A 23,442-nucleotide genomic window follows, 5' to 3' on the forward strand; every position below is an offset into this window, starting at 1 on the left:
TTCCGCACAAGAAGGCAAAGCACATGAGCAAGATAAAAGTCGCAAATCCGATTATTAAAATGGACGGCGATTAAATGACCTGTACCATTTGGGATTTCATCAAAAAGAAACTGATTGAACCCTATCTCGACATTGATCTGCTGTACTACAACCTGAGCGTTCAAGACCGCGGCGTGTTGGCACCGGATCAAACTACTCGGCGAGGCAGGTATCATCACACGCAAGATCGCGCTCCTTGATGCGGAGGCGATTGGACTCGGGTTGAATGCCTTTATCCAGGTGCGTTCCTATCAACATGACTCCAATTGGTCCACCAAGTTTGCGCGCGCCACGAAAGTGATGCCTAAAATTAAAGGGGTGTAACGCATGTCTGGTGATCTGGATTATCTGATCCGCGAGCGCGTGGCTGATATTAAAGACTACGATCGTCTCTATCAAAATCTGACCGATTCTGTTCCATTGGCAGACGTGTCCGCCAGCTTTGTGATGGAAGAGATCAAGGACACCACCGCCCTGCCCGTTTGGAAGGAAACTCAATGCCGATCCATTACCTAGTTTTGCTCCTCGCAGTTTTAAGCGAAACCATTGGCACGGCCGCGCTGCAAGCCAGCCAGCAATTCACAAAGTTATTGCCCTCGGTGATCGTGGTGATTGCCTATGCGATCAGCTTTTACTTTCTGTCCGTCGCCCTGCGCGCTATCCCGCTGGGGATCGCATACGCCTTCTGGTCCGGCCTTGGAATCGTATTCATCGCGGGCATCGGCTACTTGGTCTATGGCCAAAAACTCGACCTGCCCGCAATTCTAGGCCTTGGTATGATCTTAAGCGGAATTCTCGTGATCCATTTGTTCTCAAACACATCAACGCACTGACGGCTTCTCTGACCCTAAAATCCTCAGCGTGCTCATCTATATAGACAGAACAGCGCCCCATCCGCCCTAACCCATCGCGCGCAAGCGCTTAATCAAACTCGACGTATCCCAACGCCCGCCACCAAGTTTTTGCACGTCTTTGTAAAACTGATCGATCAAAGCCGTAACAGGTAGGCTCGCGCCGACCTCATCACTGGCATCCAAACAGATTCCCAAATCCTTGCGCATCCAATCCACTGCAAAACCGTGTTCGAACTCATCATCAAGCATCGTTTCATAACGGTTCGCCATCTGCCAAGATCCAGCAGCGCCTTGCGAAATCACTTCCACAACAGCACGCCCATCAAGACCAGCTTTCTCGGCAAAGTGCAGCGCTTCGGACAGACCCTGCACCAAACCTGCAATCGCGATCTGGTTGCACATTTTGGTCATTTGCCCCGCACCGCTCTCACCAATGCGGCGACACATCTTGGAATAGGGCGCCATCACTGGCTCTGCGCGCGCATATGCGCCTTCATCACCACCACACATAATCGACAGCGCACCGTTCTCGGCCCCTGCTTGCCCCCCCGAAATCGGCGCATCAACAAAACTAATCTGCGCTGTGTCTGCAGCTTTATAGAGCTCCGCCGTCACTTTCGCGGAAACTGTCGTGTGATCCACAAAGACCGTACCACTATCCATGCCAGCAAATGCGCCCGTCTCACCCAAGCACACAGAGCGCAGATCATCATCATTGCCAACGCAGGCAAAAACGAACTCTGCACCCTGTGCCGCATCGTGCGGCGTGTTCGCGCTTTGGCCGCCATTCTTCTCTGCCCAAGCCTGTGCTTTCTCATGCGTGCGGTTATAAACCGTGACCTCGTGGCCAGCTTTCACCAAATGTGCAGCCATGGGAAATCCCATCACACCAAGACCCAAAAATGTACATTTTGCCATCGGCTTTTCCCTTCGCATCAATTACCCTAAACGGTGTGTCGGACACTGCGCGCAAAGACAAGCGCTTTGCACTTTAAATGCCGCAGACATTAAAGGAGACGCGAGAAAATGGTGATGATTTTTCGTTGGACGCTGCGCCTTACGGGCGGCGTTATCATCGCGGTACTCTTGATGACTGTTCTCGCTTATCTTCTCGCGGCACGCTCGCTTCCTGACTATAATAAAACGTTGAAAGTTGACGGGATCACCGGCTCTGTCGAGATTGTGCGCAACAATGCGAATGTGCCCCATATCTTTGGTGAAACAGACGCAGATGTCTTTTTTGGACTTGGTTATGCCCATGCTCAGGACCGGCTGTGGCAAATGACAATGCTGCGTAGAACCGTACAAGGACGCTTGTCCGAGGTGTTTGGAAAACGCACCTTAAGCATCGACACATTGTTGCGCCGCCTTGATATTTACCGCCTCGCAAGCGTGTCGGTCGCAAGTCAGGATGCGCGCACCAGAGATGCGTTGTCTGCCTATGCCGCAGGTGTGAACATACGCATTGCAGAGATCAACAATAGGTCTTTGGGCCGTGGTGCCCCTGAGATGTTCCTCTTCGGCGCACCGATTTCACCTTGGCGCCCCGCGGATTCCCTTGCGGTGACCAAGCTGATGGCGCTGCAGCTCTCAGGCCATTTGCAAGACGAGGTTCTGCGCGCGCGCACGTCTTTGGTGCTTCCCGATGAAGCACGCTTGTCAGACATCTTGCCCGACATGCCCGGCACTGGGGTTGCCGCTTTGCCCAAATACGCCGCACTTTTTAATCAATCTTTACCGCAATACGCTGAGGCTACCACGCAAAGAGATCCGCTGCATCCAGTCCCACCGCGCGGTCTCGGTGGCGCGTCCAACGCATGGGCCGCTGCGCCCTCTCGCTCCGCCTCCGGTGGAACGATCTTGGCTAATGATCCCCACCTTGGCTTTACCGCGCCTGCGATTTGGTACCTCGCGCGTCTTGAATTGGCCGCAGGTGGCGTAATTGGCGGCACAATCCCCGGTATGCCCGTGGTTCTCGCAGGGCGCAGTGCGACTATTGGTTGGGGCATCACCTCCAGTTATCTCGATGATCAGGATTTGTTCATCGAACAACTCAATCCCAACAATCCAGAAGAATACCGCACGCTCGACGGGTTCAAACCATTTGAAACCCGTAGGTCGATCATCAATATCAAAGATGCGGAGCCCGTCACGCTCACTCTGCGCTGGAGCGACAATGGCCCTGTTTTGTCGGGGTCGGACTTCTCGCTCTCTACAATTACGCCGAAAGGGCACGTTGCTGCCCTCGCCTGGACAGCGCTTAGCCCACGCGACACTTCGCTCAGTGCGACAATGGGAATTATGCAATCTGTAGATGTACAAAGTGCTTTGATCAGCACAGAATCCTACATCGCACCTTCTCTGAATCTGACACTCGTAGATAAAGACAAGATTGCGCTCAAACTCATCGGTGCGATGCCTCAACGCAACGCCAATCACCAAAGCAAAGGCCGTATGCCTAGCCCCGGCTGGATCGCAGACAACAGATGGCAGAGCTTGTTTCCTGCGCCAACCAACCCACGATTCCTTGATCCCGAGGGCGGCATTCTTGGCAATACTAACAACAAGCTAGTGCAGCGCCCGTTCCCCATGCACGTGTCCTATGAGTGGGGCGACAGCCAACGCATTCAAAGATGGCAACGCTTAATGCAGAAACGTCAGGTGCATACGCGCGATAGCTTTATCGAAGCGCAGCTCGACACGGTCAGCTTTACCGCGCGCACGTTGCTGCCCTTGATCGGAGCAGATCTGTGGTTCACCGGCGAGCCTGCACCAAATGGAACTCCAGAGCGTAAACGCCAGATCGCATTAGAGCTCTTGGCCAATTGGACGGGTGAAATGAACGAACACCTGCCCGAACCCCTAATCTACTCAGCCTGGCTGCGCGCGTTGCAAGGTCGCTTGATAAAAGATGAACTTGGCCCACTCTCGAAAGAATTTAAACACGTCGAACCCCTGTTTATAGAACGCGTATTTCGCAACATTAACGGCGCGACAGAGTGGTGCGATATCTTGCAGTCCTCCCCAAAAGAAACCTGCACCGATGTTGCGCGCATCTCGCTCGATGAGGCGATCTTGTGGTTAGAAGAAAACTACACGATTGATCTCGCCTCTTTGCGCTGGGGCGATGCGCATCAGGCGACCCATGACCATGCGGTCTTGGGCGCAGTTCCCGTTCTGCGCTATTTCGTCAACATTCGCCAATCGACTTCCGGTGGGGATAACACCCTGATGCGCGGGCGCACGAAAGGTGGTGAAGGCACGGAGGCGTTCTTGAACGTGCACGGCGCTGGGTATCGTGGCGTTTATGATTTCACCGATCCCGACAGCTCGCTCTTTGTGATTTCTACAGGTCAGTCAGGGCACCTGTTTTCACACCACTATGATGATCTCGGCAAGCTTTGGCGGCGCGGTAAATATATTCAGATGTCACTAGATGAAGGCCTTGCACGCGCGGCCGCCGTCGGCATCACAACGCTGATTCCAGAAGAACACTAAATGCTTCATATCTCAAAAACATTCTCGCTAAAGGCCCTTACCTTTTAGATCGTCTGAAACTGCGCACGATCTTTGGCTTTCCAACGCAGGTCCAATTCGAAGCCATTTTCACCCTGACGTTCCGCTTCGACCAAAGACCGCTCAAACAGCCACGCGCGTTTTCGACCCTCAGAATAGGACAAGACCAACGTTTCGGTGATAATTTCGCCTTCGAGCGCGTCCTCTACAGCGACAACAAAGTCCTGCATCCCATAGCCCGAGATTGACGATACCGCGATCACATCGTCGTGTCGTGCCGCGCGGGCCAGAACTGCGTCTTTGTCATGAGGCTCCAGCAGATCAATTTTATTCCAGACCTCGATCTGCTTGGCACCTTCACCGACCCCTAGAGAGGTGAGAATTGTGCGCACATCAGCCGCCTGCTCTTCCGTGCCCTCGTGAGAGATATCCCGCACATGTACGATGAGATCGGCAGCCACAACCTCTTCCAGAGTCGCGCGAAACGAGGCGACAAGCTCCGTTGGGAGATCAGAAATAAAACCAACCGTATCTGATAAAATGACCTGCGGCCCATCAGGCAATTCAACCGCACGCATAGTTGGATCAAGGGTGGCGAATAACATGTCTTTGGCAAAGACATCTGCGCCTGTGAGACGATTAAACAAGGTTGACTTGCCCGCGTTCGTATACCCTACAAGCGCCACGATCGGGAACGGAACTTTGGCGCGTGATTCGCGGTGCAAGGCGCGGGTTTTCACCACTTTGGAGAGCTTACGGCGCAAGCGCACAAGTTGATCATCGATCGCACGGCGATCAGATTCGATCTGCGTTTCACCAGGACCACCAACGAAGCCAAGACCGCCACGCTGACGTTCTAAGTGGGTCCAAGCGCGTACAAGTCGCGTGCGTTGATAGCTCAAAGCAGCCATTTCGACCTGCAACACACCCTCACTGGTGCGCGCACGATCCGAGAATATCTCAAGGATCAGGCCCGTGCGATCCAGCAGCTTTACGCCCCAAGCCTTCTCAAGATTGCGTTGCTGAACTGGCGTCACTGGCCCGTCAATCAGAACCAGATCCACCTCTTCAGAATCAAACAGCTGATGCAGCTCTTCGATCTTACCCTTACCAAACAGCATACCAGAGTGCGCTTTGGGCAAACGCACAATTGTGTCGCCAAAAACCTCAAGCCCAGGCAACGCTTTAGCTAAAGCCACGGCCTCTGCCAAAGCAGGTTCAGGCAGTCGACGGTCATTGTTACTTTTTATGTCAGGATGCAGCACCCATGTACGGGTAATCGCAGGATCATGCCCCATCAGTTTGCGTCTTCGCCCTCATAAAGGGAAATCGGCTGGCTTGGCATAATCGTCGAAATCGCATGCTTATAGACCAGCTGAGACTGACCATCACGACGCAAAAGAACGCAGAAATTATCAAACCAAGTGATGACGCCTTGTAGCTTCACACCATTGATCAAAAAGACCGTGACCGGAACTTTGGTTTTGCGAACATGGTTGAGAAATGCGTCTTGCAGATTTTGTCTATCGTTGGCCATTGGGGCATGCCTTTATTCTTGCGTTATTATTTTTGGGCGCAGCGTCGCGCGCTCCAGTGCGCGCGGTCCATAATACATAAAGTATGAAGACTGACAGAGCGAGTTTCCAGCCCTTTTTTCAACTCGAGGCCATAAGTTGAAAAGCCGCGTTATCGGCGCCAAAGCTCTGGCGTCATTAATGCGATGATTGCAAGGGTTTCCAAACGCCCCAAAATCGTCGCAGCGGCAAAACAAAGCTTGGCCCCGTTTGACAGATCCGTCAGTAAAATTGGATCAGCCCCCGCCACATCCAAGAGTGGTCCTGTGGTTGAAAGCGCCGCCACCGACATCACCAAAGCATCCGAAAAACTGGTGCCAAAACCCGTAAGTGTAAGTGTGACCAGTGCCAGCGACATGGCAAACAACATGAAAAAGATCCACGCAGTATACGCCCCTTGCCGCCTGATCCGGCGATTGCCCGCGCCTTTGCCACTGACCGATGAAGGATGAATGAGTTTCTGCATTTCCCGCAAGCCATTCAGGTAGAGTGTGAGGACCCGCAACAATTTGACACCACCCGCTGTTGTCGCCACGCCGCCTCCCATCAAGGCCAACCCCATCAAGATTACACCCGGTGTTGCCAAGCCAGACCAGCCTTGCGCCGCTTCCCATTCAGAACTGACAAAACCCGTTGTCGTCAAAAACGACAGGACTGTGAACATACCACCCCACAAGGCTTTCAACCCAAGAAGAAGGTTTTCCTCTTCACTCACTTCAAAGGCCCCGAACCAATGCCGCGCGAACACAATTAAGGGAACACCGATGACAAGGATCAAACCGATGCGAAATTCAGCATCTTTATGCAAACCATGCGTGTTTCCAGTGATCGTGTCTGTGGAAAACGTGAGCCGCGACAAGGCAAACAAAAGAAACACAAATATTAAGAACTCAGCTGCGACCCCGACTGTGCTTTCCTCAATTCCACCAATCGCAGAAATCCCGCTGGTCGATAAGGTCGCCATCGCATGCATCAACCCGCCAAGTGGCGTTTCCCCTGTCAGGAGCAGGCAAAACCACAGCGTCAACGTGAGGCTCGTATAAATCGGGAAGAACTGCTTTGCCGCGCGGATCAAACGTTGCCCAGGAGAGGCCGCACGCATATCAAAGCGGCGAATGCCGCCCTGTCCTGGCTCTGCACTTGTGGTCACTTCAAAGCCACCCAAATTCAGCGGCGCAAGGATCGCAGCCGCAGAAATCCACATCAACAAACCACCCGACCACCCAACAATGCCGCGCCAAAGATGCAAGCTTGGCTCGAGCCTGCTGGGATCTGGAAACATCGTCGCACCCGTGGTTGTGATCGAGGACACCATTTCGAAGTAAGAATTCAAAAAGCTAGTGGTACGCAGAGATTCGTAGAATGGAACTGCTAGGAAAATCGGCAAAACCGCAAAAACAGCGAAGAGTGCCAAAAGGTGTTCCAACGCAGAGCTATGCGTGGGCCTCCCCGACAAAGCAATCCCGATAAGTGCGCAGAGAATTAACCCCAAAGTTGCCGAGTAAAAGAAGCTGCGCGCGACGTGAAAGGACTCTTGGGTCAACCCGTGGATCGCCGGAATATACATCGCCACACAAGCGAGGATCAAGAAGATCAAGAAGACCGGTAAATCCAGAATACGCGAAATCATCAGACGCGTCTCAGAAAAAATCGATGGAGACTTGAAGCAAACGCTCCACCTCAGGCACGTCCGCCGTCATCGTAAACAACGCGATCACATCCCCTTCGTCAATGCGCAGTTTACCCAAAGGTTTATGCAGCTTGCCGTCCTTCAACACCCCGCCAACAAGAACCCCTTCAGGAAAATCAATTTCGCGGATAAGCTTACCGGCTAAGGGCGACGTGGACAGAACCTCCGCCTCTATCATCTCCGCTTCGGCGTCGCCAATGGAGTAGACCGCGCGCACACGTCCATGTCGGATATGGCGCAAAATCGAACTAACGGTGGTGGCACGCGGGTTAATATAAGCGTCGATCCCGAGCGGCCCCATCAGCGGTACAAGCGTCGGGTCATTGATCAAAGCGACAGCCATCGGACAACCCGCAGCTTTCGCGCGCACAGCCGCCAGCATGTTGGTTTTATCGTCATCAGTCACGGCCAAAACAGCATCCGCACGGCTGATGTTGGCTTCGCCGAGCAATGCGCCATCCAGCCCATCGCCATGCAGCACGATCGTGCGTTCTAGCTCATCAGCGGCAATTTCAGCAATCTCACGGTTCTTTTCGATAATCTTCGCCCGCACGCGGGTGGTGCGTTTCTCAAGCGCTTGTGCGACAGCCAAGCCAACATTGCCGCCCCCAATCAACACAACACGCTCTTGGGTGCGGTGCGATTTGCCAAAAATCTCCATGGAGCGCACGACATCCTCCACATGGCAAAAGATGTAGCATTGATCCCCCACAAAAAGCTGATCGCCCGCTTCCGGCGCAAACAACGTGCCCTCACGACGCACACCAACCACGATAGAACGCAAAGTTGAAAACAGATCCGTGAGCTGACGAAGTGGCGTGTTTACAACAGGACAGGTCTCATCAATGGTAATGCCCAAAAGCTGGGCCTTGCCATCAAGAAATGTCTCCGTGTCAAACGCAGATGGCGCGGATAGACGTTGCAAGGCAGCATCTGCCACCTCCTTTTCAGGGCTGATCACAACATCAATTGGCATGTGATCACGCCGATAAAGATCCGAATAGATCGCGTCGAGATAGGATTGCCCACGCAAGCGCGCAATCTTACGCGGGATCGCAAAGACAGAATGCGCAACCTGGCAGGTAACCATGTTTACCTCGTCAGAATAAGTGGCAGCGATGATCATATCCGCATCACGCGCACCTGCCCGATCCAAAATATCGGGATAGCTGGCAAAGCCCGAAATGCCCTGCACGTCCAATGAATCGGTCGCACGCCGCACGAGTTCGGCGTTGTTGTCGACAACCGTCACATCGTTACGCTCACCTGAAAGATGTCGTGCAATTTGCCAGCCAACTTGGCCAGCTCCGCAAATAATGACCTTCATGTTCGGCCTTCTGCTGAAGTCACGTCATAATTGAATGACAGGTTGCGCCAATCGGGTCAATGGCAGCGCAACTGTGTCGCGCTTCATCTTGATAAATAAATTCATCCTAGTAGCACATTTGGGCTGCTCAAAAAAGCGCGCCTTTAGGCGCTTAATAGGATCACTCCACCTTGCTTTCATCCTCTTCAACCCGCGCGATACGCGCGCCCGCTTTGTTGGTTGTAACGACCCCCAAAGACTTTAACTTGCGATGCAGGGCCGAGCGTTCCATGCCAACAAAATTAGCCGTGCGCGAGATATTACCACCAAAACGGTTGATCTGAGTCAACAAATATTCACGCTCAAACGCTTCGCGCGCTTCTCTCAAAGGCAAGGTTGCAAGCGAGCCAGACAAGACCACCCGCCCTTCTTCATCATTGCCCGTTTGCTCATTTGGCAATTCTTGCGCCTCAATCGGGCCAGTGCCTTCGCCAAGGATCAACACACGTTCCACCAAGTTCTTAAGCTGGCGCACATTGCCCGGCCAAACCATTGTCTGCATCAAAGCTGCCGCTTCATCTGAGAAATCACGCGCAGTCAAACCCTGAATTTTGTTGCATTCCTCGATAAAATGCGTGCCCAAAAGCGGAATATCTTCACGACGCTCTTCCAACGACGGCACAGGGATTGGCACGACGTTCAAGCGATGGAACAATTCTTGACGGAAGCGTTCCGCTTCGATCTCTGCCTCCAGATCACGGCTGGTCGACGAAATGACCCTCAAGTCTACGAGCACTTTTTCCGACCCACCCACGCGGGTGAATTTCTGATCCACCAATACGCGCAATATTTTTCCTTGCGTGCCAAACGGCATATCCGCGACTTCGTCAAAGTAGATCACGCCGCCATTGGCTTGCTCCAGGAGACCAGGTTGCACGCCCTGATCTTTTTCTTCGCGCCCGAAAAGCACCTCTTCCATTTGCTCGGGTTCAACGCCTGCGCAATTTACCGTCACAAACGGTGCATCCGCACGGTTGGAATTGGCGTGAATATAGCGGGCTGCCACCTCTTTGCCCGATCCCGCAGGACCGCGCAGCAACACGCGACCGTTAGATTTTGTCACCTTATCAAGTTGCAAAATCAACGTGCGGAACGCAGCGCTATCACCGATCATTTCCGTACTTGGCGCATCGCGACGTTTGAGTGATTGGTTCTCATGACGCAAACGCGAGGTTTCCATCGCCCGGCGGATCACCACCAAAAGCTGATCAATGTTGAAAGGTTTCTCGATGAAATCATACGCTCCTTGCTTAATCGCGGCGACCGCGATCTCGACGTTGCCATGTCCTGAAATGATCACCACAGGCACATCAGGATAATCTTTCTTGATGACCTTCAGGATATCAATTCCATCCATCGAGCTGTCTTTCAGCCATATATCAAGGATCATCAGCGCGGGCTGTTCTTTTCTGACCTGCACCATGCACTCATCCGAGGTGCCTGCTAGTCGTGTCGTAAACCCTTCGTCTTCCAGAATATCCGACACCAGTTCTCTGATATCGCGTTCGTCGTCTACAATTAGAATGTCGCCCATCATTCTCTCCACCAATTACTGCTTTGTTTCATTGAGGTCACTACGCTGCGCATCCAACAGCGGTAATCGCACCACCGCCATCGCACCGGGACGCCCTTGCCCGTTCATCAGAGGCGCATCCGTCAAAATCAGGGAGCCTCCATGTTCTTCGATAATCTTCTTCACAATCGGCAAACCGAGGCCCGTGCCTTTGTCGCGCGTTGTCACATAAGGCTCAAACAGCCGCCCACGATCTTCAGGCAGACCTATGCCGCTATCGGCAATCTGGATCAGCGCCGTTTTGTTGTCTTGCGTTAGCAAAATCGCCACTTCGCGCACCACATCGGCGTCTTCGAACTTTTCGATATAGCTCTCAATCGCTTCGCCCGCATTCTTGATCAGGTTGGTCAGCGCTTGCGAAATCATGGTAGCATCAAATTGGGCCAAAAGTTCAACATCTGGCAAGCTGATATCAAAGCTAACATCAGGCTGCCCCGCCTCTTGCAAAATCACCGCATCGCGCACGATTTGGGTCAGATTGCCAGAGCGGCGATCTGGTTCTGGCATGCGCGCAAATTTGCTGAATTCATCCACAATGCGGCGTAAATCACCCGTTTGACGGATGATAACACCCGTCATCTGCTCAAGCCGTTCTGCATTGTCGCCGACCTGCGGCATAAACTTGCGCTGGATCCGTTCGGCGGACAATTGGATCGGGGTCAACGGATTCTTAATTTCATGCGCAATGCGGCGCGCCACATCACCCCACGCGGCCATACGCTGCGCCGTCACAAGATCGGTGACATCGTCGAAGGCCACAACAAACCCCTCAAGCGTGCCATCGTCGCGCAATCGACGCGACATGCGCACCAAAAGGTTCTCCAGCTGGCCATCGCGACTGACTTTGATCTCGCCCTGCGCGGTGCCCATCTGGCCATTGCGCAACTTGTCGAGCAAAGGACCAAACTCAGGAACCGCAACGGACAAATCGATGTCCTGCTTGTCTTGATGCCAACCCAATAGCCGTTCCGCTGATCGGTTCACAAAAGAGATACGGCCAATTTCATCAAGGCCAACAACGCCAGAGCTGACGGAAGACAAAACGGAATCAAACATGCGCCGACGGCGTTCAATCTGGCGGTTGTTTTCAACAAGCGTATCGCGCTGTCCCTTCAATTGACGGGTCATCTGGTTGAAATACCGCCCAAGCATGGCGATTTCATCATCGCCTTCTTCCTCCAAAACCTGCACATCAAGATTGCCCGCGCCTACGCGCTGCGCCGCACCCGCAAGACGTCCCACGGGTCGTGAAAGGCGTTCGGCAAACCAAAGGCCAAGCCAGACAGCCGCGAGAATAAGAATGACGGCGAAGCCAATATATACCAAACCAAATTCGAACAGTCGACGGCCGCGTTCGCTTTCTTGTTGCTGATAAAACAGTGCGGTTTCTTGTGTTTCATCCAAGAGTTTCAGGATTGATCCATCGACTTCGCGGCTGACATAAAGGTATTCGTTGAGGTACCCCACAAGATTAACAACGGCGCGGAACTCATTGTTTTCCCAATCTTCCATGATCAAAATTCCGTCCGTGCGCGCAGTCTCAATCTCAATCGGGGCAAGTGGGTCGAAGTCAAACATGTAAGAGCGATCCCCACGTGCTTTTATTTCACCGATGCCATCGACCACAAAGGCTTCGCGTAAACCCCGTTGAATTTGCAACTGACCGTCGCGCAACACCTCGCCCAAGCTTGTGGTTCTCGCAAAGCGCACCTCACCACTGCGCGCGTTGAGGTAGTTCGCTAACGCTTGCGCATCTTCTTGCAAATCGCGGCGTTGTTCATTTTCATAAGCTTGTGCCGCAGCTAAAGAATTGCCCACAACACGTTGAACACGTTTGGAAAACCACGCTTCCAAACCCATATTTATGGTGATACCCGCGAAAATCGCAACAGTCACCGTCGGGATCAACGCCATTAATGCAAACACGCCTGTGAGACGCAAATGGAGTCGAGATCCAGCTGAACGCGCGCGCCTCGCTGCGATCATTTGCACGACGCGCTGTAGCACCAAGGTGGCGACGACCAATACGTATACCAGATCGAGCATGAGAACAAAGCGCAGCCCAGGACCACCCACATCCTGGTCCAAAGGACCCAGCACCAAGAAAGTCGCAAAGGCTAACATCGGCCCCAGCAAAACCACACCTAGCGTGATCGCGTTTTGCACACGCCGTTGCCTGCGCAAATGCGACAGACGCATCCACAACGATACCTTTTTGCGCCGCGCCAATTTGGCGAGTGCAGGTGGTGTTACAGGCTGGCTCACGCACTGCCCTCGATCTATGGGAGCGTTCGCTCCACCGCCAAAATTGTGGCTCTCGTTTGTGGAATCGCAAAAGCGATGCCATTAGGCCACGTTTATGTTGCGGTTTTACATCAATTTACGGCGCCGTGTCACGCGAATATCGAGGTCTGTAATCTTCTTACGCAAGGTATTGCGGTTAATACCTAGTAAATCGGCACATTTAGCCTGATTTCCACCGGTCGCCTCTAATGATATTTCTATCAGTGGCTGCTCAAATTCACGCAAAATGCGCGTGTAGACACCAGAGGGTGGCAGCGATCCACCGTGTAAATCGAAATATCGTCTCAGATGACGCTCAACGGAGGCCGACAATTTCTCGGTCGATGTGCCCCCTGTAAGGATCGGATCAAGGTCGGGCTGATTGCCCAAAACCATCTCCACTTCTGAACGCACAATTTCATCACTGCGCGCACTTAGCCCCAACCTACGCATCGCATTTTCCAACTGACGCACGTTGCCTGGCCAGCTGTAGTTGTGAATTAGCTTAGAAGCATCCGTGCTAAGTTTCCGCGTGATAACTCCGCTGCCTTCTGATTTTGAAAGGAAATGGGTGGCAAGCAGGTCGATATCGTCCACGCGTTCGCGCAGCGCGGGCACATTCAAGGTTGCGCCATCAAGTCGGTAATAAAGCTCCTGACGGAGCGCACCGTTTTCCAAACGGCTGGCCAAGTCCACCAACGAAGTTGCTATAAAACGCGGCACGTGTTCACCGGGTGCATCCATCATGCGCACCAGTCGCGCTTGCGCTTGCAGGTCGAAATCTGCAATTTCTTCGATCAAAAGAGTGCCGCCCTTAACACGCGCTAAAACACGCGTAGGCCCTTCGATATCTCGCAGATCGAGAGCTGTGACTGTGACAAACGGCAAAGTCCGGCGATCCGAAAAATCATGAATCGTGCGGGAAATTGCGGTTTTTCCAGTGCCGGATTCACCCGTGAGCAAGACCGGTATATCCGTGTTCATAACCCGCGCCATTAACGTGTAGAGCGCCTGCATTACAGGGGTTTTGCCAACCAATGGCAGCTCATCCTGCGCGGCCTCTGTCTTTTCTGAGCGCGGGGCTTTTGTTCCGCTCGCATCCAATGCGCGCGCGGTACGTTTCATCAAATCGGGCAGATCAAAGGGCTTGGGCAGGTAATCATAGGCCCCTGCCTCATTGGCTTTAATCGCAGTCATGATCGTGTTTTGCGCAGAGATAACGATCACCGGCATGCCCGGACGTTCCTCTTGTATCTTTGGCAGCATTTCCAAGCCGTTTCCGTCTGGCATCATCACATCTGAAATGACTACATCACCGCGCCCTTCTGCGATCCAGCGCATCAAAGTCGTCAACGAAGACGTCGCGTGCACCCGGCAGCCCGCACGCGTCAAAGCTTGTGTTAAAACCGTGCGAATTGTGCGATCGTCATCCGCGACCAGAACCGTTCCATCCATCAACCAATATCCTTTTTCTCAAGCGCATCAGCCGTCGCCACAGGCAGTGAAATTCGAAAAGCCGTGTGACCGGGCACTGAATTGACAGCGACCCACCCGCCATGATCGGCAATAATCTTTGACACAAGCGCGAGACCCAGCCCGGTGCCGTTCTCATACCCTGACACGAAAGGATCAAACACACTGTCTTCCAGCTCTGGGGGCAGTCCCGGACCATCATCGACGATCTCTATTTGCAGCGGCAGCGGCCGACCCGCATTGCCAGCGCGGCGCAAACTGAACGAATGTTCATAAAACGTGCGCAACCGGATTGTGCCACCGCGCTTGCCAGCCGCTTCGGAGGCATTCTTGAGCAGGTTCAAGATCACTTGCAACATTTGATCTGCGTCCGCATGTGCGTCCGGCAAGGAGGGATCATACTGCTCCACAACACTCATATGTGCGCCAACACCCAACAAGGTCGAGCGCCGCGCGCGATCCAGCACATCGTGCAAGTTCACACTCCCCAACTCGGGCGGTCTGAGATTACCAAATTGCTCAACCTGTTCGAGCAATTTCACAATCCTGCGCGATTCCTCGACGATGAGATCAGTCAGTTCCAGATCTTCCGCCTTGAGGTTCATCGACAACAATTGCGCCGCGCCTGTTATCCCCGCCAAAGGGTTTTTAATTTCATGGGCCAGCATTTCCGCCATGCCAATCGCGGATTTCGCCGCTGATTTCACGCTTTGGCTTTGACTCAAACGTCCGGCAAGCTCACGCGGGGAGATCATCAGGATCATCATCCCATCAACTCCAGCCATTGGCGCAAGCTTCAAGCTGCACAAGAGCGGCGCGCGCTCGCCCGTGCTCACGTCCACATCGTTCACAAAAAGCGGGGAGGCATTTTCGCGTGCGCGCTTCAACGCTTGCTCAATCGGGGCATCCACAGCCAGCCGATCCCAAACCGGCGTTCCGCTCAGCGCTTTTGCCGAGTTGTTGAAAAACGTTTCCGCGGCAGGATTGATATCTGCAATTTTGTCATCCTGATCAATCAAGACAGTGGCAAGCGGCAAGGATTGCCAAAGATTTGCGTTTGAATTCATGCGACGGCCTCGCTTGCATCATGGCTTACCAAAGCGCGCGGCAGGAGCGCCATGACATTTTTGGAAGTACGTGTGGTTAGAACAGTTTTGCGGATGTCCACTGGTGTGTGAGCATCATCCATATACCAGCCCAAATGCTTGCGCGCGACGCGGCTGCCCAGTGCTTCGCCGTAAAACGCAAGCATGTTTCCATAGTGACCTTGCACCATATCAATTAGCGCTGCACCTTTAGGAAGCTTGGGTGCAGGCAGGCCGTGTAGCTCCGCCGCGATCTGCGCCAAGATCCAAGGACGTCCCTGCGCGCCACGCCCAACCATAATGCCATCCGCGCCACTTTGTGACAGCGCCTTGCGTGCCGTCGCCACATCAACGATATCACCATTCGCAATCACGGGGATACGCACCGCAGCTTTGATCGCTTTGATCGCACTCCAATTGGCCTGCCCCTTATAAAATTGACAGCGCGTGCGTCCGTGGATCGTAATCATTTGAATTCCCGCAGATTCAGCCCGTACAGCCAGTTCTGCGGCGTTCAGTAGATGATCATCCCAGCCCAACCGCGTCTTCAAAGTAACGGGCACATCAACAGCCCCGACCACTGCTTCGATCAAAGTCAGAGCGTGATCGAGGTCTTTCATCAAAGCAGAGCCGGAATAGCCGCTCGTCACTTTCTTAGCGGGACATCCCATATTGATGTCGATAATTTGCGCCCCATTGCCTGCGGCAAGACGAGCAGCTTCGGCCATCCAATAGGCCTCCCGCCCTGCAATTTGCACCGATGTACGCGCCGCGCCAAAGCCCAGCTCCGCTTTTTCACGCACGCCGGGTTTGGCTTGCACCATTTCTTGGCTCGCCACCATTTCGCTGACCACTAAACCTGCGCCGAAACTGCTGACTAGATTGCGAAACGGCAGATCGGTAATGCCGGCCAAAGGCGCGAGCAATACTGGCGGTGTCAGTTGGGTGTGTCCGATGTGAAGTGTCCCTGTCATATGGGATTTATAGGAATGCATGGGAGAAGGCTCAATGCAGTTGCGTGTAAATAATAGGCGAATTCATGTTTGTGCGTAATTTTTGTGCAAATAGCACCTTCGTTGCACGCCACATGTCAGCGCGATAAGACAAGATCATGAAGATAACTCGTTCAAATATGCGCATAGGCGTTGTCATCGTTGCAGCAGGTCGCGGCGCGCGGGCTGGCGGGCCTTTACCCAAGCAATGGCAAGAGATCGCGGGCAAGCGCATCGCGAATTGGAGCTGTGATCAGTTTAGCAATCGCGGAGACATTGCCGATATTGTTCTCGTGGTTCACCCTGATGACGTTGATTTTGCGAAAGACATCCAAGGCATCACACCCATCCATGGAGGTCCCACGCGCGATGTGTCTGTGCGTAATGGTTTAGAGGCCCTAAGCCCCGAGATCACCCACGTTTTGATCCACGATGTCGCGCGCTGCACCACTCCGTCCTCTGTAATCGAAGGTGTCATCAGCGCTTTAGAGCATGCAGCGGGCGCCGCCCCCGCCATTGCCGTCAGTGACGCGCTTTGGATCGGCGCTGGTGGCAAAGTCAGTGGCACGCAGGATCGCAGCGCTTTGTTTCGCGCACAAACACCGCAAGGCTTTGCCCTGCCCGCCATTCTAGCCGCACACCGTGCCCATAAAGGCGGTGCTGCCGATGATGTCGAAGTCGCGCGAGCCGCTGGTCTTGACGTTACGATCACTGAGGGCGATGAGAGAAACTTGAAGATCACAACGCCCGTAGACTTCGCCCGCGCGGCCGCCATATTGGAGCAAAACATGGATATACGCCTTGGCAACGGCTTCGACGTGCACGCGTTTGAAGACGGAGATCACGTTATTCTATGCGGCGTCCAAATTCCGCACACCAAAGCCCTTAAAGGGCATTCGGATGCAGATGTGGGTATGCACGCGGTCACTGACGCGATCTATGGCGCTTTGGCAGATGGCGATATTGGCCAGCATTTTCCACCCTCTGATCCGCAATGGAAAGGCGCTGCAAGTGAGATTTTTCTGCGTCACGCCGTCGATTTGGCACGTGTTCGTGGCTTTCAGATCTCTAACATTGACTGCACGCTGATCTGCGAATATCCCAAGGTGGGGCCGCATGCGACCAAGATGAAGCTGACAATGGCGCAACTGATGGACCTTGATGCAAATCGCGTGTCGATCAAAGCCACAACAAGCGAACAACTTGGATTTACAGGACGCGAGGAAGGCATCGCCGCCCTTGCTACAGCAACATTGGTAAAAGCATGACAGCCACTCTCGGACGTTTGATCGGCACAGTTTTCTATGTGGGGCATTTGAAACCTGCGCCCGGTACATGGGGGTCGCTGGTAGCCCTGCCTATGGGATTTCTGGTCTATCAAATTGGTGGCTTTTGGCTGTTTTGCATCGCCATCGTCGTCGGTTTTTTCAAAGGCTGGTGGGCGACAGAACAAATGACCAAAGGCAGCGACAATCATGACCCCTCAGAAATCGTGATCGACGAAGTGATCGGCCAATGGATCGCCATTGCCCCTGTGTTTTATGGGGCTTGGTTATTGGAGATCAGCACGCTTACGCTTTGGCCTGGTTGGGTTGCGGCCTTCATGTTGTTTCGTGCTTTTGATATTCTAAAGCCATGGCTTGTGGGTTGGGCGGATCGGCGTGACGATGCGTTGGGCGTCATGCTCGACGATGTGTTTGCGGGTGTCTTCGCGGCAGTCAGTGTAATCCTGTTCGCGGCCTTCTTCCATTTTGTTTTATTGTGATGAACGCTGCTCACATCCTTGAGCTTGCCAAATCGCAAGGCCTGATGATCACCACAGCGGAAAGCTGCACGGGGGGATTGATCGCCGCCACGCTCACAGAGATTGCGGGAAGTTCCGCCGTTTTTGAGCGCGGATTTGTCACCTATACCAACGCGGCCAAATACGAGATGCTTGGCGTTCAAGATCAAACATTAACAAAGCACGGTGCTGTCAGTGAAGAAGTGGCTGCTGAAATGGCGCGTGGTGCTTTGGCGCACTCAAACGCGCAGCTTGCTGTGTCCGTGACTGGCATCGCGGGGCCCGGCGGATCAGACTTCAAACCAGAGGGGCGCGTCTGCTTTGGCTTGGCGACCCCAACAAAAGCCGCCACGCAAACAGTAGAATTCGGCGCATTGGGGCGTGCAAATGTCCGCCATGCAGCCCGCGATCATGCGCTTGAGTTGATTCTAAGCGCCCTTTCACAAAGCGCCTGATTTTTAAGCAAACCCGCAAAAACAGCGCCCAAACTTAAGGCGGTTATTGATTTGCAGCAGAAAGTGGCAGTAATCCTGTGCCTCGCCTCTTTTTAAGGCAGCCGATGGACGTCACTTACCCCTCAGACAGTTTTTATGGAAAAGGAGCCCCGCGATGATCGGTGCTGATACTGCTTGGATTATGACCGCGACGGCGTTGGTCCTTTTTATGACACTTCCGGGACTTGCTTTGTTTTACGGTGGCCTTGTTCGTGCGCGCAACGTTCTAAGCGTATTTATGCATTGCTACGCGATTGCCTGTTTGATGAGCGTTCTATGGCTTGCGGTTGGCTATTCTATCGCATTTGGCGATGGCAACGGGATCTGGGGCGGTTTGGGTAAATCCTTTCTCAATGGCGTGACGACTGACAGTCTGTCCGGCACGATCCCCGAAATCCTGTTCTTCGCATTCCAAATGACCTTCGCTATTATCACTCCTGCCTTGATCGTAGGTGCCTATGTGGAACGTGTTAGCTTTGGCTTTGTGATGCTCTTCTCTGGCGCTTGGATGCTACTTTGCTACGCGCCTGTCGTGCACTGGATCTGGGGCGGCGGTTTTCTAGCTGATGGCGGAATATTCGGCGAGACGGGCGTGCGTGATTTCGCGGGCGGCATCGTGGTACACGAAACCGCTGGCCTTGCGGCTTTGCTCATCGCCTTTTTCCTTGGGCCACGCAAAAACCAGCACACACCTCCTCACAACCCCGGTTTTGTGATGATCGGTGCGGGTATGCTTTGGGTCGGTTGGTTCGGCTTTAATGGCGGATCGCAATTGGCTGCTAATGGGGGCGCTGCGATGGCCATCACGGTGACGCATATTTCTGCGGCAACTGCTTCGCTGACTTGGGCGCTGTGGGAGCGGTATAAGTTTGGCAAGGCCTCCCTCGTGGGCATCGTGACGGGTACGATTGCAGGCCTTGCATCCATCACGCCTGCGTCCGGTTTTGTTGGCCCTGTTGAGGCCCTGATCATCGGTGCTGTTGCTGGTATCTTGTGCCAAGAAGCGGTGCTTCTGATCCGCAACCGTCTTAAGATTGATGACACGCTTGATGTCTTTGCGGTGCACGGTGTTGGCGGCATTTTCGGAACTGTGATGATCGCGATCTTTGGTGCAGGCACATGGGCTGCGCAACTTGGTGGCTTGGTAATTGTTGGTGTCTACACTTCTGTTGTCACAGTTGTTTTGATCTTTGTTGTTAAGGCAATCACGCCAATGCGTGTGGATCTTGAAACCGAGACGAGCGGTCTGGATCTCGCGGTACATGGCGAGCGCGCTTACGATATGTCCTCGTAATAACAAAACATTTACGGCCTTTACAGGCGGGCCATTTGGTCCGCTCGTTTGGTTTCAGGCCCTGTTTTCCCATGTCTCAACACGTAGGTCCATAACCCGTCGCCAGAGCGGCGGCATCAGCGCGATCACCGCCATCATTGGCAAGCTGTAGGGGAGCATTGGCATCTCCGCCTCAAGCAGATGTAGCGATGGATAGTTGCGACTGGGATGCGTGTGGTGATCAGAGTGACGCGGCGCATTGAGCGTCATCGCCCCAGAGAAGCGATGCGGCGTGTTCCAGCTCTGGCGCGCACCAACCGCTTCAAGCTTACCATTTTCCAACATTTTACGTCTCAGACCATAGTGTTGCACATAGTCGCTGAGAAAAATTTGCAGCTGCGCATATGCCCCCAGTAGAGCCCAAATCAAACGCCGATGACGCCCCCGATCGCAAATGCGCCAAGCAAACTGACAAGCGCACCAAGGAGGTACATCGTGTAGGGGTGCAAGCCCTTCCCTCTGTGGCGTTTGCTTTCGGCCGTATAGCCCGCGCGGTACGACCCGATCCACGCACGACCGAAGAAACGCCAGAACCCACGCCCTTTCGGCGCGGACACAGGATCATTCGAAGTGCCCACATGCACATGATGCACCAGCGGATGCGCAGAGGCGTGATGCCCCATCAGGATCGACATATAGACCGCCTTACCCAACCGTCACAGTATTCGGTTCGGTCGGTGGATCAGCTCATGTGCATTGGGATGCACGATCTGACCTGCAAACAATGCAGTCGCAAAGAACAGTGCGATTTTTTGTAGCATTGGCAATGTTGCGTCATGAACCAGCGCATAGACGACAGCGCCAAGAACAATGAAATGTGCGAACGCCAAAGCAACGCTAAGCACGTCAGACGTAGGAAATTCCGCACCCATATTAGCATTTTGAAAAAACAGCGGCGTGAGGCGATCAAATGCATAGGCGAACACGGTGATGTAAGTCAGCCTGGCCCAGATCCAAACGCCGCCAAAAAGCGCGCCTGTCAAAAGCGGCGCAACAAGTGCGAGTGTAGTAATCGTAAATCTCAATATGGTTTTGGCCTTTGATCCAAGGCCCTAACGCCCGTCCTACGCGCTATATAGCGCGTCCGCCCGTTTCTCAAACGCGCGCACGACACGTTGCATGGCCTCGTTAAAGACAATACCGATAATACCCTGCAGGATCGCGTTCTTGAACTCAAAATCCACGAAGAATTTCACGTGACAACCGCCGTCCGGCGCATTCTCGAACGACCAGTTGGATTTCATATACTTAAACGGCCCGTCCAAATATTCCGTATCCACCTTTTTATCGCTCGGATGCAGCACCACGCGACTGCCAAACTTTTCTCGGAACACTTTAAAACTGACGACCAAATCCGCCAGCATGACTTTGCTCTCACCCTTAGGCTTCACGGATCTAATCCGCGCAGCCGCGCACCACGGCAGAAATTCAGGATAAGACGCAACATCCGACACAAGTTCGTACATTTGCTGCGCCGTGTAAGGCATGTGGCGATCTTCAGAATGCGTTGGCATACCGATGCATTTCCCGTTATCTCAGTTGTGCTGCATGTCTTATGCATCGAGCCAAAAATCAAGAGGAAGCCATGTCACAGCGTCCATATGTCATCGATCAAATGATTTCGGCCAAGTCGATTGCGGCCCGTATTGAGGAGTTGAGCCACGATATCGAAGCCGAATTCAAAGGTACAGACAAGCTTGTGGTGGTTGGTCTTTTGCGCGGATCATTTGTGTTTATCGCTGATATAGTGCGTGAATTGGACCTGCCCGTCGAGGTCGATTTCTTGGAGGCATCTTCCTATGGCGACGGCATGGAAAGCAGCAGAGAAGTACGCATTCTCAAAGACTTGCGCGGCGCAATTGAAGGGCGAGATGTGCTGGTTGTCGAAGATATCGTCGATACGGGTCACACGTTGAACCATGTCACGCATTTGCTGCAATCGCGCAATCCTGCACGGTTGAAATCCATTGCATTGCTCGACAAACCGACGCGGCGCGAGGTGGATTTCCGCTCTGACTGGATCGGTTTTGAAATTCCAGATGAATTTGTTGTGGGTTATGGCATCGATTTCGCACAGCGCAACCGCAACCTGCCATTTATAGGCAAGGTTCGCTTCATCGAAGACGACGACGCATAGAGCGATGATCAATCCGCGTCATTTTCTGCGCATGACCCGCTGGGCGCGCAATCCACCGTCGGAAAAGCGCGTAAAGCCGGTAATTGCAATTGTTTTGATTTGCGCGCTGGTTTTTTTGATCGAGCCTACATCGGATGGCCAGACGCACTGACCACCAACTCGTTCAAACTAGGGGGTTAAACGGCCTTTGCAGCCGTTTCGCGAATGCGCGTGATCATCGCTGCCAATCCGTTAGAGCGTTGCGCAGACAAGTGATCGTTGAGGCCTAAGCGGCCCAGCTCACCTTTAGCATCCACACTGAGCACCTGTGTGACAGGTAAGTCGTTGTAAAGAATCCGCAAAACACCAATCAATCCGTTGACTATCATCGCATCACTTTCACCGTCAAACCGGAAAACCCCACCCTCTATCTTAGGATGCAACCAAACCTGACTTGCACAGCCATTAACCTTTGTTGCGTCCACTTTCAACGCAGCATCCAAAGGTTCCATGGCTTTGCCCTGCTCAATCACATGGCGATACCGCTCCTCCCAATCTTCCAGAAATTCAAAATCTTCAACGATTTCTTCAAACGCAGCGCTTGCCATGATGCTTCCCCTCTCGTGTTGCACTTGAGGTAATCAGCAAATGTGCAAACGTCCAGTCTTGTGTTGCCGCTTTTCAAGTCCGCACGGATGCGATATCTCAGACAAAAGTAAAGACGAGGCACCACATGACACTACCATCTGCACGTTCGACAGCGCGCCCACTGCTTTTGTGGAGCGCCTTGATTTTGACTGGTTGCGGTGGCGGCGGTGGTCTTTCTGACAGCTGGGTCAATCCCGGCAATTGGTTTGGTCAATCACGCAGCGAAGCGATAAGTGCCGATGGCATCGTTAACCCGTTGATCCCGAAACAGAAAGCCCTTACGCGTAAGAAAGTTGATTATCAAGGAACGCCCGTCGCTCAGATCAAGAGCTTGCGTATTGAACGCAAACCGGGTGGTGCGATTGTCCACGTCGTGGGTGTGTCTGACGGTATCGGCTATTATGACGTGCGTTTGCAGCAAGACAATGACGGCATGCCCGTCGATGGTGTACTCAGCTACACTTTGAAGGCAGTACGTTCTAAGAGTGCTATCCGTGGTGGCAGCGAAGCGGCCCGTCAGATCAACGCAGCGCGCTACATCAGCAATCAAGAGCTGAAAAGCGCACGCAAGATTATCGTGATAGGCGCACAAAATCAGCGCAGTACGCGACGTCGTTAATGTA

Annotated in this window: 24 protein-coding genes and 1 pseudogene; 10 read left to right on the plus strand and 15 right to left on the minus strand. The window is 53.3% G+C overall.

Annotated elements, in window-relative coordinates; genetic code table 11:
- Positions 1-23 precede the first annotated feature (23 nt).
- The 3 genes and pseudogenes from QZ280_RS11890 to QZ280_RS11900 all read left to right on the plus strand — a co-directional run.
- Positions 24-170 (plus strand): annotated as a pseudogene (locus QZ280_RS11890) (NADP-dependent isocitrate dehydrogenase); the annotation flags it as partial.
- Between the two features lie 196 nt (positions 171-366).
- Positions 367-555, plus strand: coding sequence for an Lrp/AsnC family transcriptional regulator (locus QZ280_RS11895; RefSeq protein ID WP_293444514.1), 189 nt, complete (start codon positions 367-369; stop codon positions 553-555).
- On the plus strand, positions 537-872 hold the full coding sequence (locus tag QZ280_RS11900; protein WP_293444516.1) for an SMR family transporter: 336 nt from the start codon (positions 537-539) through the stop codon (positions 870-872). Before QZ280_RS11895 ends, QZ280_RS11900 begins: the two co-directional genes overlap by 19 nt.
- A gap of 66 nt (positions 873-938) precedes the next feature.
- Here QZ280_RS11900 and QZ280_RS11905 read toward each other — a convergent pair whose 3' ends face one another.
- Positions 939-1,811, minus strand: coding sequence for an NAD(P)-dependent oxidoreductase (locus QZ280_RS11905; RefSeq protein WP_293444518.1), 873 nt, complete (start codon positions 1,809-1,811; stop codon positions 939-941).
- A 108-nt stretch (positions 1,812-1,919) separates the two neighbouring features.
- Between QZ280_RS11905 and QZ280_RS11910 the strand changes: the two genes are divergently transcribed.
- Entirely contained in the window at positions 1,920-4,391 is a 2,472-nt protein-coding gene (locus tag QZ280_RS11910) for a penicillin acylase family protein (RefSeq protein ID WP_293444520.1), read from the plus strand.
- Positions 4,392-4,435: 44 nt separating this feature from the next.
- Here the strand turns inward: QZ280_RS11910 and hflX are convergent, their stop codons facing one another.
- The 9 genes from hflX to dusB form a co-directional block, all read right to left on the minus strand.
- Entirely contained in the window at positions 4,436-5,707 is a 1,272-nt protein-coding gene (gene hflX / locus QZ280_RS11915; protein WP_293444522.1) for a GTPase HflX, read from the minus strand.
- Complete coding sequence (gene hfq, locus QZ280_RS11920; RefSeq protein WP_009828195.1) at positions 5,707-5,946, minus strand: RNA chaperone Hfq; 240 nt, start codon at positions 5,944-5,946, stop codon at positions 5,707-5,709. The genes hflX and hfq overlap by 1 nt, the downstream gene beginning before the upstream one ends.
- Positions 5,947-6,095: 149 nt before the next feature.
- A complete protein-coding gene (locus QZ280_RS11925; protein ID WP_293444525.1) occupies positions 6,096-7,613 on the minus strand; it encodes a potassium transporter TrkG in 1,518 nt (505 codons plus the stop codon).
- Between the two features lie 10 nt (positions 7,614-7,623).
- Positions 7,624-9,000, minus strand: a complete 1,377-nt coding sequence (trkA, locus tag QZ280_RS11930) for a Trk system potassium transporter TrkA (protein ID WP_293444527.1) — start codon at positions 8,998-9,000, stop codon at positions 7,624-7,626.
- A gap of 160 nt (positions 9,001-9,160) precedes the next feature.
- On the minus strand, positions 9,161-10,573 hold the full coding sequence (locus QZ280_RS11935) for a sigma-54 dependent transcriptional regulator (protein WP_293444529.1): 1,413 nt from the start codon (positions 10,571-10,573) through the stop codon (positions 9,161-9,163).
- A gap of 15 nt (positions 10,574-10,588) precedes the next feature.
- Positions 10,589-12,811 carry a PAS domain-containing sensor histidine kinase gene (locus QZ280_RS11940; protein ID WP_293445176.1) on the minus strand — a complete coding sequence of 741 codons (2,223 nt, stop codon included), beginning with the start codon at positions 12,809-12,811 and terminating at the stop codon, positions 10,589-10,591.
- A gap of 171 nt (positions 12,812-12,982) precedes the next feature.
- Entirely contained in the window at positions 12,983-14,350 is a 1,368-nt protein-coding gene (locus QZ280_RS11945) for a response regulator (RefSeq protein ID WP_293444531.1), read from the minus strand.
- Entirely contained in the window at positions 14,350-15,435 is a 1,086-nt protein-coding gene (locus QZ280_RS11950; protein WP_293444533.1) for an ATP-binding protein, read from the minus strand. The genes QZ280_RS11945 and QZ280_RS11950 overlap by 1 nt, the downstream gene beginning before the upstream one ends.
- Positions 15,432-16,427, minus strand: coding sequence for a tRNA dihydrouridine synthase DusB (gene dusB / locus QZ280_RS11955; RefSeq protein ID WP_293445178.1), 996 nt, complete (start codon positions 16,425-16,427; stop codon positions 15,432-15,434). The genes QZ280_RS11950 and dusB overlap by 4 nt, the downstream gene beginning before the upstream one ends.
- A gap of 158 nt (positions 16,428-16,585) precedes the next feature.
- Here dusB and QZ280_RS11960 point away from each other — a divergent pair, with 158 nt between their 5' ends.
- The 4 genes from QZ280_RS11960 to QZ280_RS11975 all read left to right on the plus strand — a co-directional run bounded on the left by QZ280_RS11960 (position 16,586) and on the right by QZ280_RS11975 (position 20,016).
- The gene (locus QZ280_RS11960) at positions 16,586-17,713 is read left to right on the plus strand and encodes a bifunctional 2-C-methyl-D-erythritol 4-phosphate cytidylyltransferase/2-C-methyl-D-erythritol 2,4-cyclodiphosphate synthase (protein WP_293445180.1); all 1,128 of its coding nucleotides are present in this window, start codon (positions 16,586-16,588) and stop codon (positions 17,711-17,713) included.
- Positions 17,710-18,210 carry a phosphatidylglycerophosphatase A gene (locus QZ280_RS11965; RefSeq protein ID WP_293444535.1) on the plus strand — a complete coding sequence of 167 codons (501 nt, stop codon included), beginning with the start codon at positions 17,710-17,712 and terminating at the stop codon, positions 18,208-18,210. Before QZ280_RS11960 ends, QZ280_RS11965 begins: the two co-directional genes overlap by 4 nt.
- Entirely contained in the window at positions 18,210-18,683 is a 474-nt protein-coding gene (locus tag QZ280_RS11970; protein WP_293444537.1) for a CinA family protein, read from the plus strand. The genes QZ280_RS11965 and QZ280_RS11970 overlap by 1 nt, the downstream gene beginning before the upstream one ends.
- A gap of 154 nt (positions 18,684-18,837) precedes the next feature.
- On the plus strand, positions 18,838-20,016 hold the full coding sequence (locus QZ280_RS11975) for an ammonium transporter (RefSeq protein WP_293444539.1): 1,179 nt from the start codon (positions 18,838-18,840) through the stop codon (positions 20,014-20,016).
- Between the two features lie 54 nt (positions 20,017-20,070).
- Here QZ280_RS11975 and QZ280_RS11980 read toward each other — a convergent pair whose 3' ends face one another.
- From QZ280_RS11980 to QZ280_RS11995, 4 genes are read right to left on the minus strand one after another with little or no spacing between them, the layout of a single operon-like run.
- Positions 20,071-20,367, minus strand: coding sequence for a fatty acid desaturase (locus tag QZ280_RS11980; protein WP_293445182.1), 297 nt, complete (start codon positions 20,365-20,367; stop codon positions 20,071-20,073).
- A gap of 53 nt (positions 20,368-20,420) precedes the next feature.
- The gene (locus tag QZ280_RS11985) at positions 20,421-20,690 is read right to left on the minus strand and encodes a fatty acid desaturase (RefSeq protein ID WP_293444541.1); all 270 of its coding nucleotides are present in this window, start codon (positions 20,688-20,690) and stop codon (positions 20,421-20,423) included.
- A gap of 21 nt (positions 20,691-20,711) precedes the next feature.
- Entirely contained in the window at positions 20,712-21,080 is a 369-nt protein-coding gene (locus QZ280_RS11990; protein ID WP_293444543.1) for a hypothetical protein, read from the minus strand.
- A 39-nt stretch (positions 21,081-21,119) separates the two neighbouring features.
- Positions 21,120-21,569, minus strand: a complete 450-nt coding sequence (locus tag QZ280_RS11995) for a type II toxin-antitoxin system RatA family toxin (protein WP_293444545.1) — start codon at positions 21,567-21,569, stop codon at positions 21,120-21,122.
- Between the two features lie 71 nt (positions 21,570-21,640).
- Here QZ280_RS11995 and hpt point away from each other — a divergent pair, with 71 nt between their 5' ends.
- The gene (gene hpt / locus QZ280_RS12000; RefSeq protein WP_293444547.1) at positions 21,641-22,192 is read left to right on the plus strand and encodes a hypoxanthine phosphoribosyltransferase; all 552 of its coding nucleotides are present in this window, start codon (positions 21,641-21,643) and stop codon (positions 22,190-22,192) included.
- Positions 22,193-22,368: 176 nt separating this feature from the next.
- On the opposite strand, the gene QZ280_RS12005 is transcribed toward hpt, so the two are convergent.
- Positions 22,369-22,779: a SufE family protein gene (locus QZ280_RS12005; protein ID WP_293444549.1), complete on the minus strand. Its 411-nt coding sequence runs from the start codon at positions 22,777-22,779 to the stop codon at positions 22,369-22,371.
- A 125-nt stretch (positions 22,780-22,904) separates the two neighbouring features.
- Between QZ280_RS12005 and QZ280_RS12010 the strand changes: the two genes are divergently transcribed.
- Positions 22,905-23,438 (plus strand): hypothetical protein, encoded by a 534-nt coding sequence (locus QZ280_RS12010; protein WP_293444551.1) that lies wholly within the window; start codon positions 22,905-22,907, stop codon positions 23,436-23,438.
- Positions 23,439-23,442 lie beyond the last annotated feature (4 nt).

This window comes from Planktotalea sp. (assembly GCF_018607995.1).
Taxonomy (GTDB): domain Bacteria; phylum Pseudomonadota; class Alphaproteobacteria; order Rhodobacterales; family Rhodobacteraceae; genus Planktotalea.

Excerpts from the sequence above, each read along its gene's own strand:
- QZ280_RS11895 (WP_293444514.1), top strand. The coding sequence starts at position 367 with ATGTCTGGTGATCTGGATTATCTGATCCGCGAGCGCGTGGCTGATATT.
- QZ280_RS11900 (WP_293444516.1), top strand. The coding sequence starts at position 537 with ATGCCGATCCATTACCTAGTTTTGCTCCTCGCAGTTTTAAGCGAAACC.
- QZ280_RS11905 (WP_293444518.1), bottom strand. The coding sequence starts at position 1,811 with ATGGCAAAATGTACATTTTTGGGTCTTGGTGTGATGGGATTTCCCATG.
- QZ280_RS11910 (WP_293444520.1), top strand. The coding sequence starts at position 1,920 with ATGGTGATGATTTTTCGTTGGACGCTGCGCCTTACGGGCGGCGTTATC.
- hflX (WP_293444522.1), bottom strand. The coding sequence starts at position 5,707 with ATGGGGCATGATCCTGCGATTACCCGTACATGGGTGCTGCATCCTGAC.
- hfq (WP_009828195.1), bottom strand. The coding sequence starts at position 5,946 with ATGGCCAACGATAGACAAAATCTGCAAGACGCATTTCTCAACCATGTT.
- QZ280_RS11925 (WP_293444525.1), bottom strand. The coding sequence starts at position 7,613 with ATGATTTCGCGTATTCTGGATTTACCGGTCTTCTTGATCTTCTTGATC.
- trkA (WP_293444527.1), bottom strand. The coding sequence starts at position 9,000 with ATGAAGGTCATTATTTGCGGAGCTGGCCAAGTTGGCTGGCAAATTGCA.
- QZ280_RS11935 (WP_293444529.1), bottom strand. The coding sequence starts at position 10,573 with ATGGGCGACATTCTAATTGTAGACGACGAACGCGATATCAGAGAACTG.
- QZ280_RS11940 (WP_293445176.1), bottom strand. The coding sequence starts at position 12,811 with ATGCGTCTGTCGCATTTGCGCAGGCAACGGCGTGTGCAAAACGCGATC.
- QZ280_RS11945 (WP_293444531.1), bottom strand. The coding sequence starts at position 14,350 with ATGGATGGAACGGTTCTGGTCGCGGATGACGATCGCACAATTCGCACG.
- QZ280_RS11950 (WP_293444533.1), bottom strand. The coding sequence starts at position 15,435 with ATGAATTCAAACGCAAATCTTTGGCAATCCTTGCCGCTTGCCACTGTC.
- dusB (WP_293445178.1), bottom strand. The coding sequence starts at position 16,427 with ATGACAGGGACACTTCACATCGGACACACCCAACTGACACCGCCAGTA.
- QZ280_RS11960 (WP_293445180.1), top strand. The coding sequence starts at position 16,586 with ATGCGCATAGGCGTTGTCATCGTTGCAGCAGGTCGCGGCGCGCGGGCT.
- QZ280_RS11965 (WP_293444535.1), top strand. The coding sequence starts at position 17,710 with ATGACAGCCACTCTCGGACGTTTGATCGGCACAGTTTTCTATGTGGGG.
- QZ280_RS11970 (WP_293444537.1), top strand. The coding sequence starts at position 18,210 with ATGAACGCTGCTCACATCCTTGAGCTTGCCAAATCGCAAGGCCTGATG.
- QZ280_RS11975 (WP_293444539.1), top strand. The coding sequence starts at position 18,838 with ATGATCGGTGCTGATACTGCTTGGATTATGACCGCGACGGCGTTGGTC.
- QZ280_RS11985 (WP_293444541.1), bottom strand. The coding sequence starts at position 20,690 with ATGTCGATCCTGATGGGGCATCACGCCTCTGCGCATCCGCTGGTGCAT.
- QZ280_RS11995 (WP_293444545.1), bottom strand. The coding sequence starts at position 21,569 with ATGCCAACGCATTCTGAAGATCGCCACATGCCTTACACGGCGCAGCAA.
- hpt (WP_293444547.1), top strand. The coding sequence starts at position 21,641 with ATGTCACAGCGTCCATATGTCATCGATCAAATGATTTCGGCCAAGTCG.
- QZ280_RS12005 (WP_293444549.1), bottom strand. The coding sequence starts at position 22,779 with ATGGCAAGCGCTGCGTTTGAAGAAATCGTTGAAGATTTTGAATTTCTG.
- QZ280_RS12010 (WP_293444551.1), top strand. The coding sequence starts at position 22,905 with ATGACACTACCATCTGCACGTTCGACAGCGCGCCCACTGCTTTTGTGG.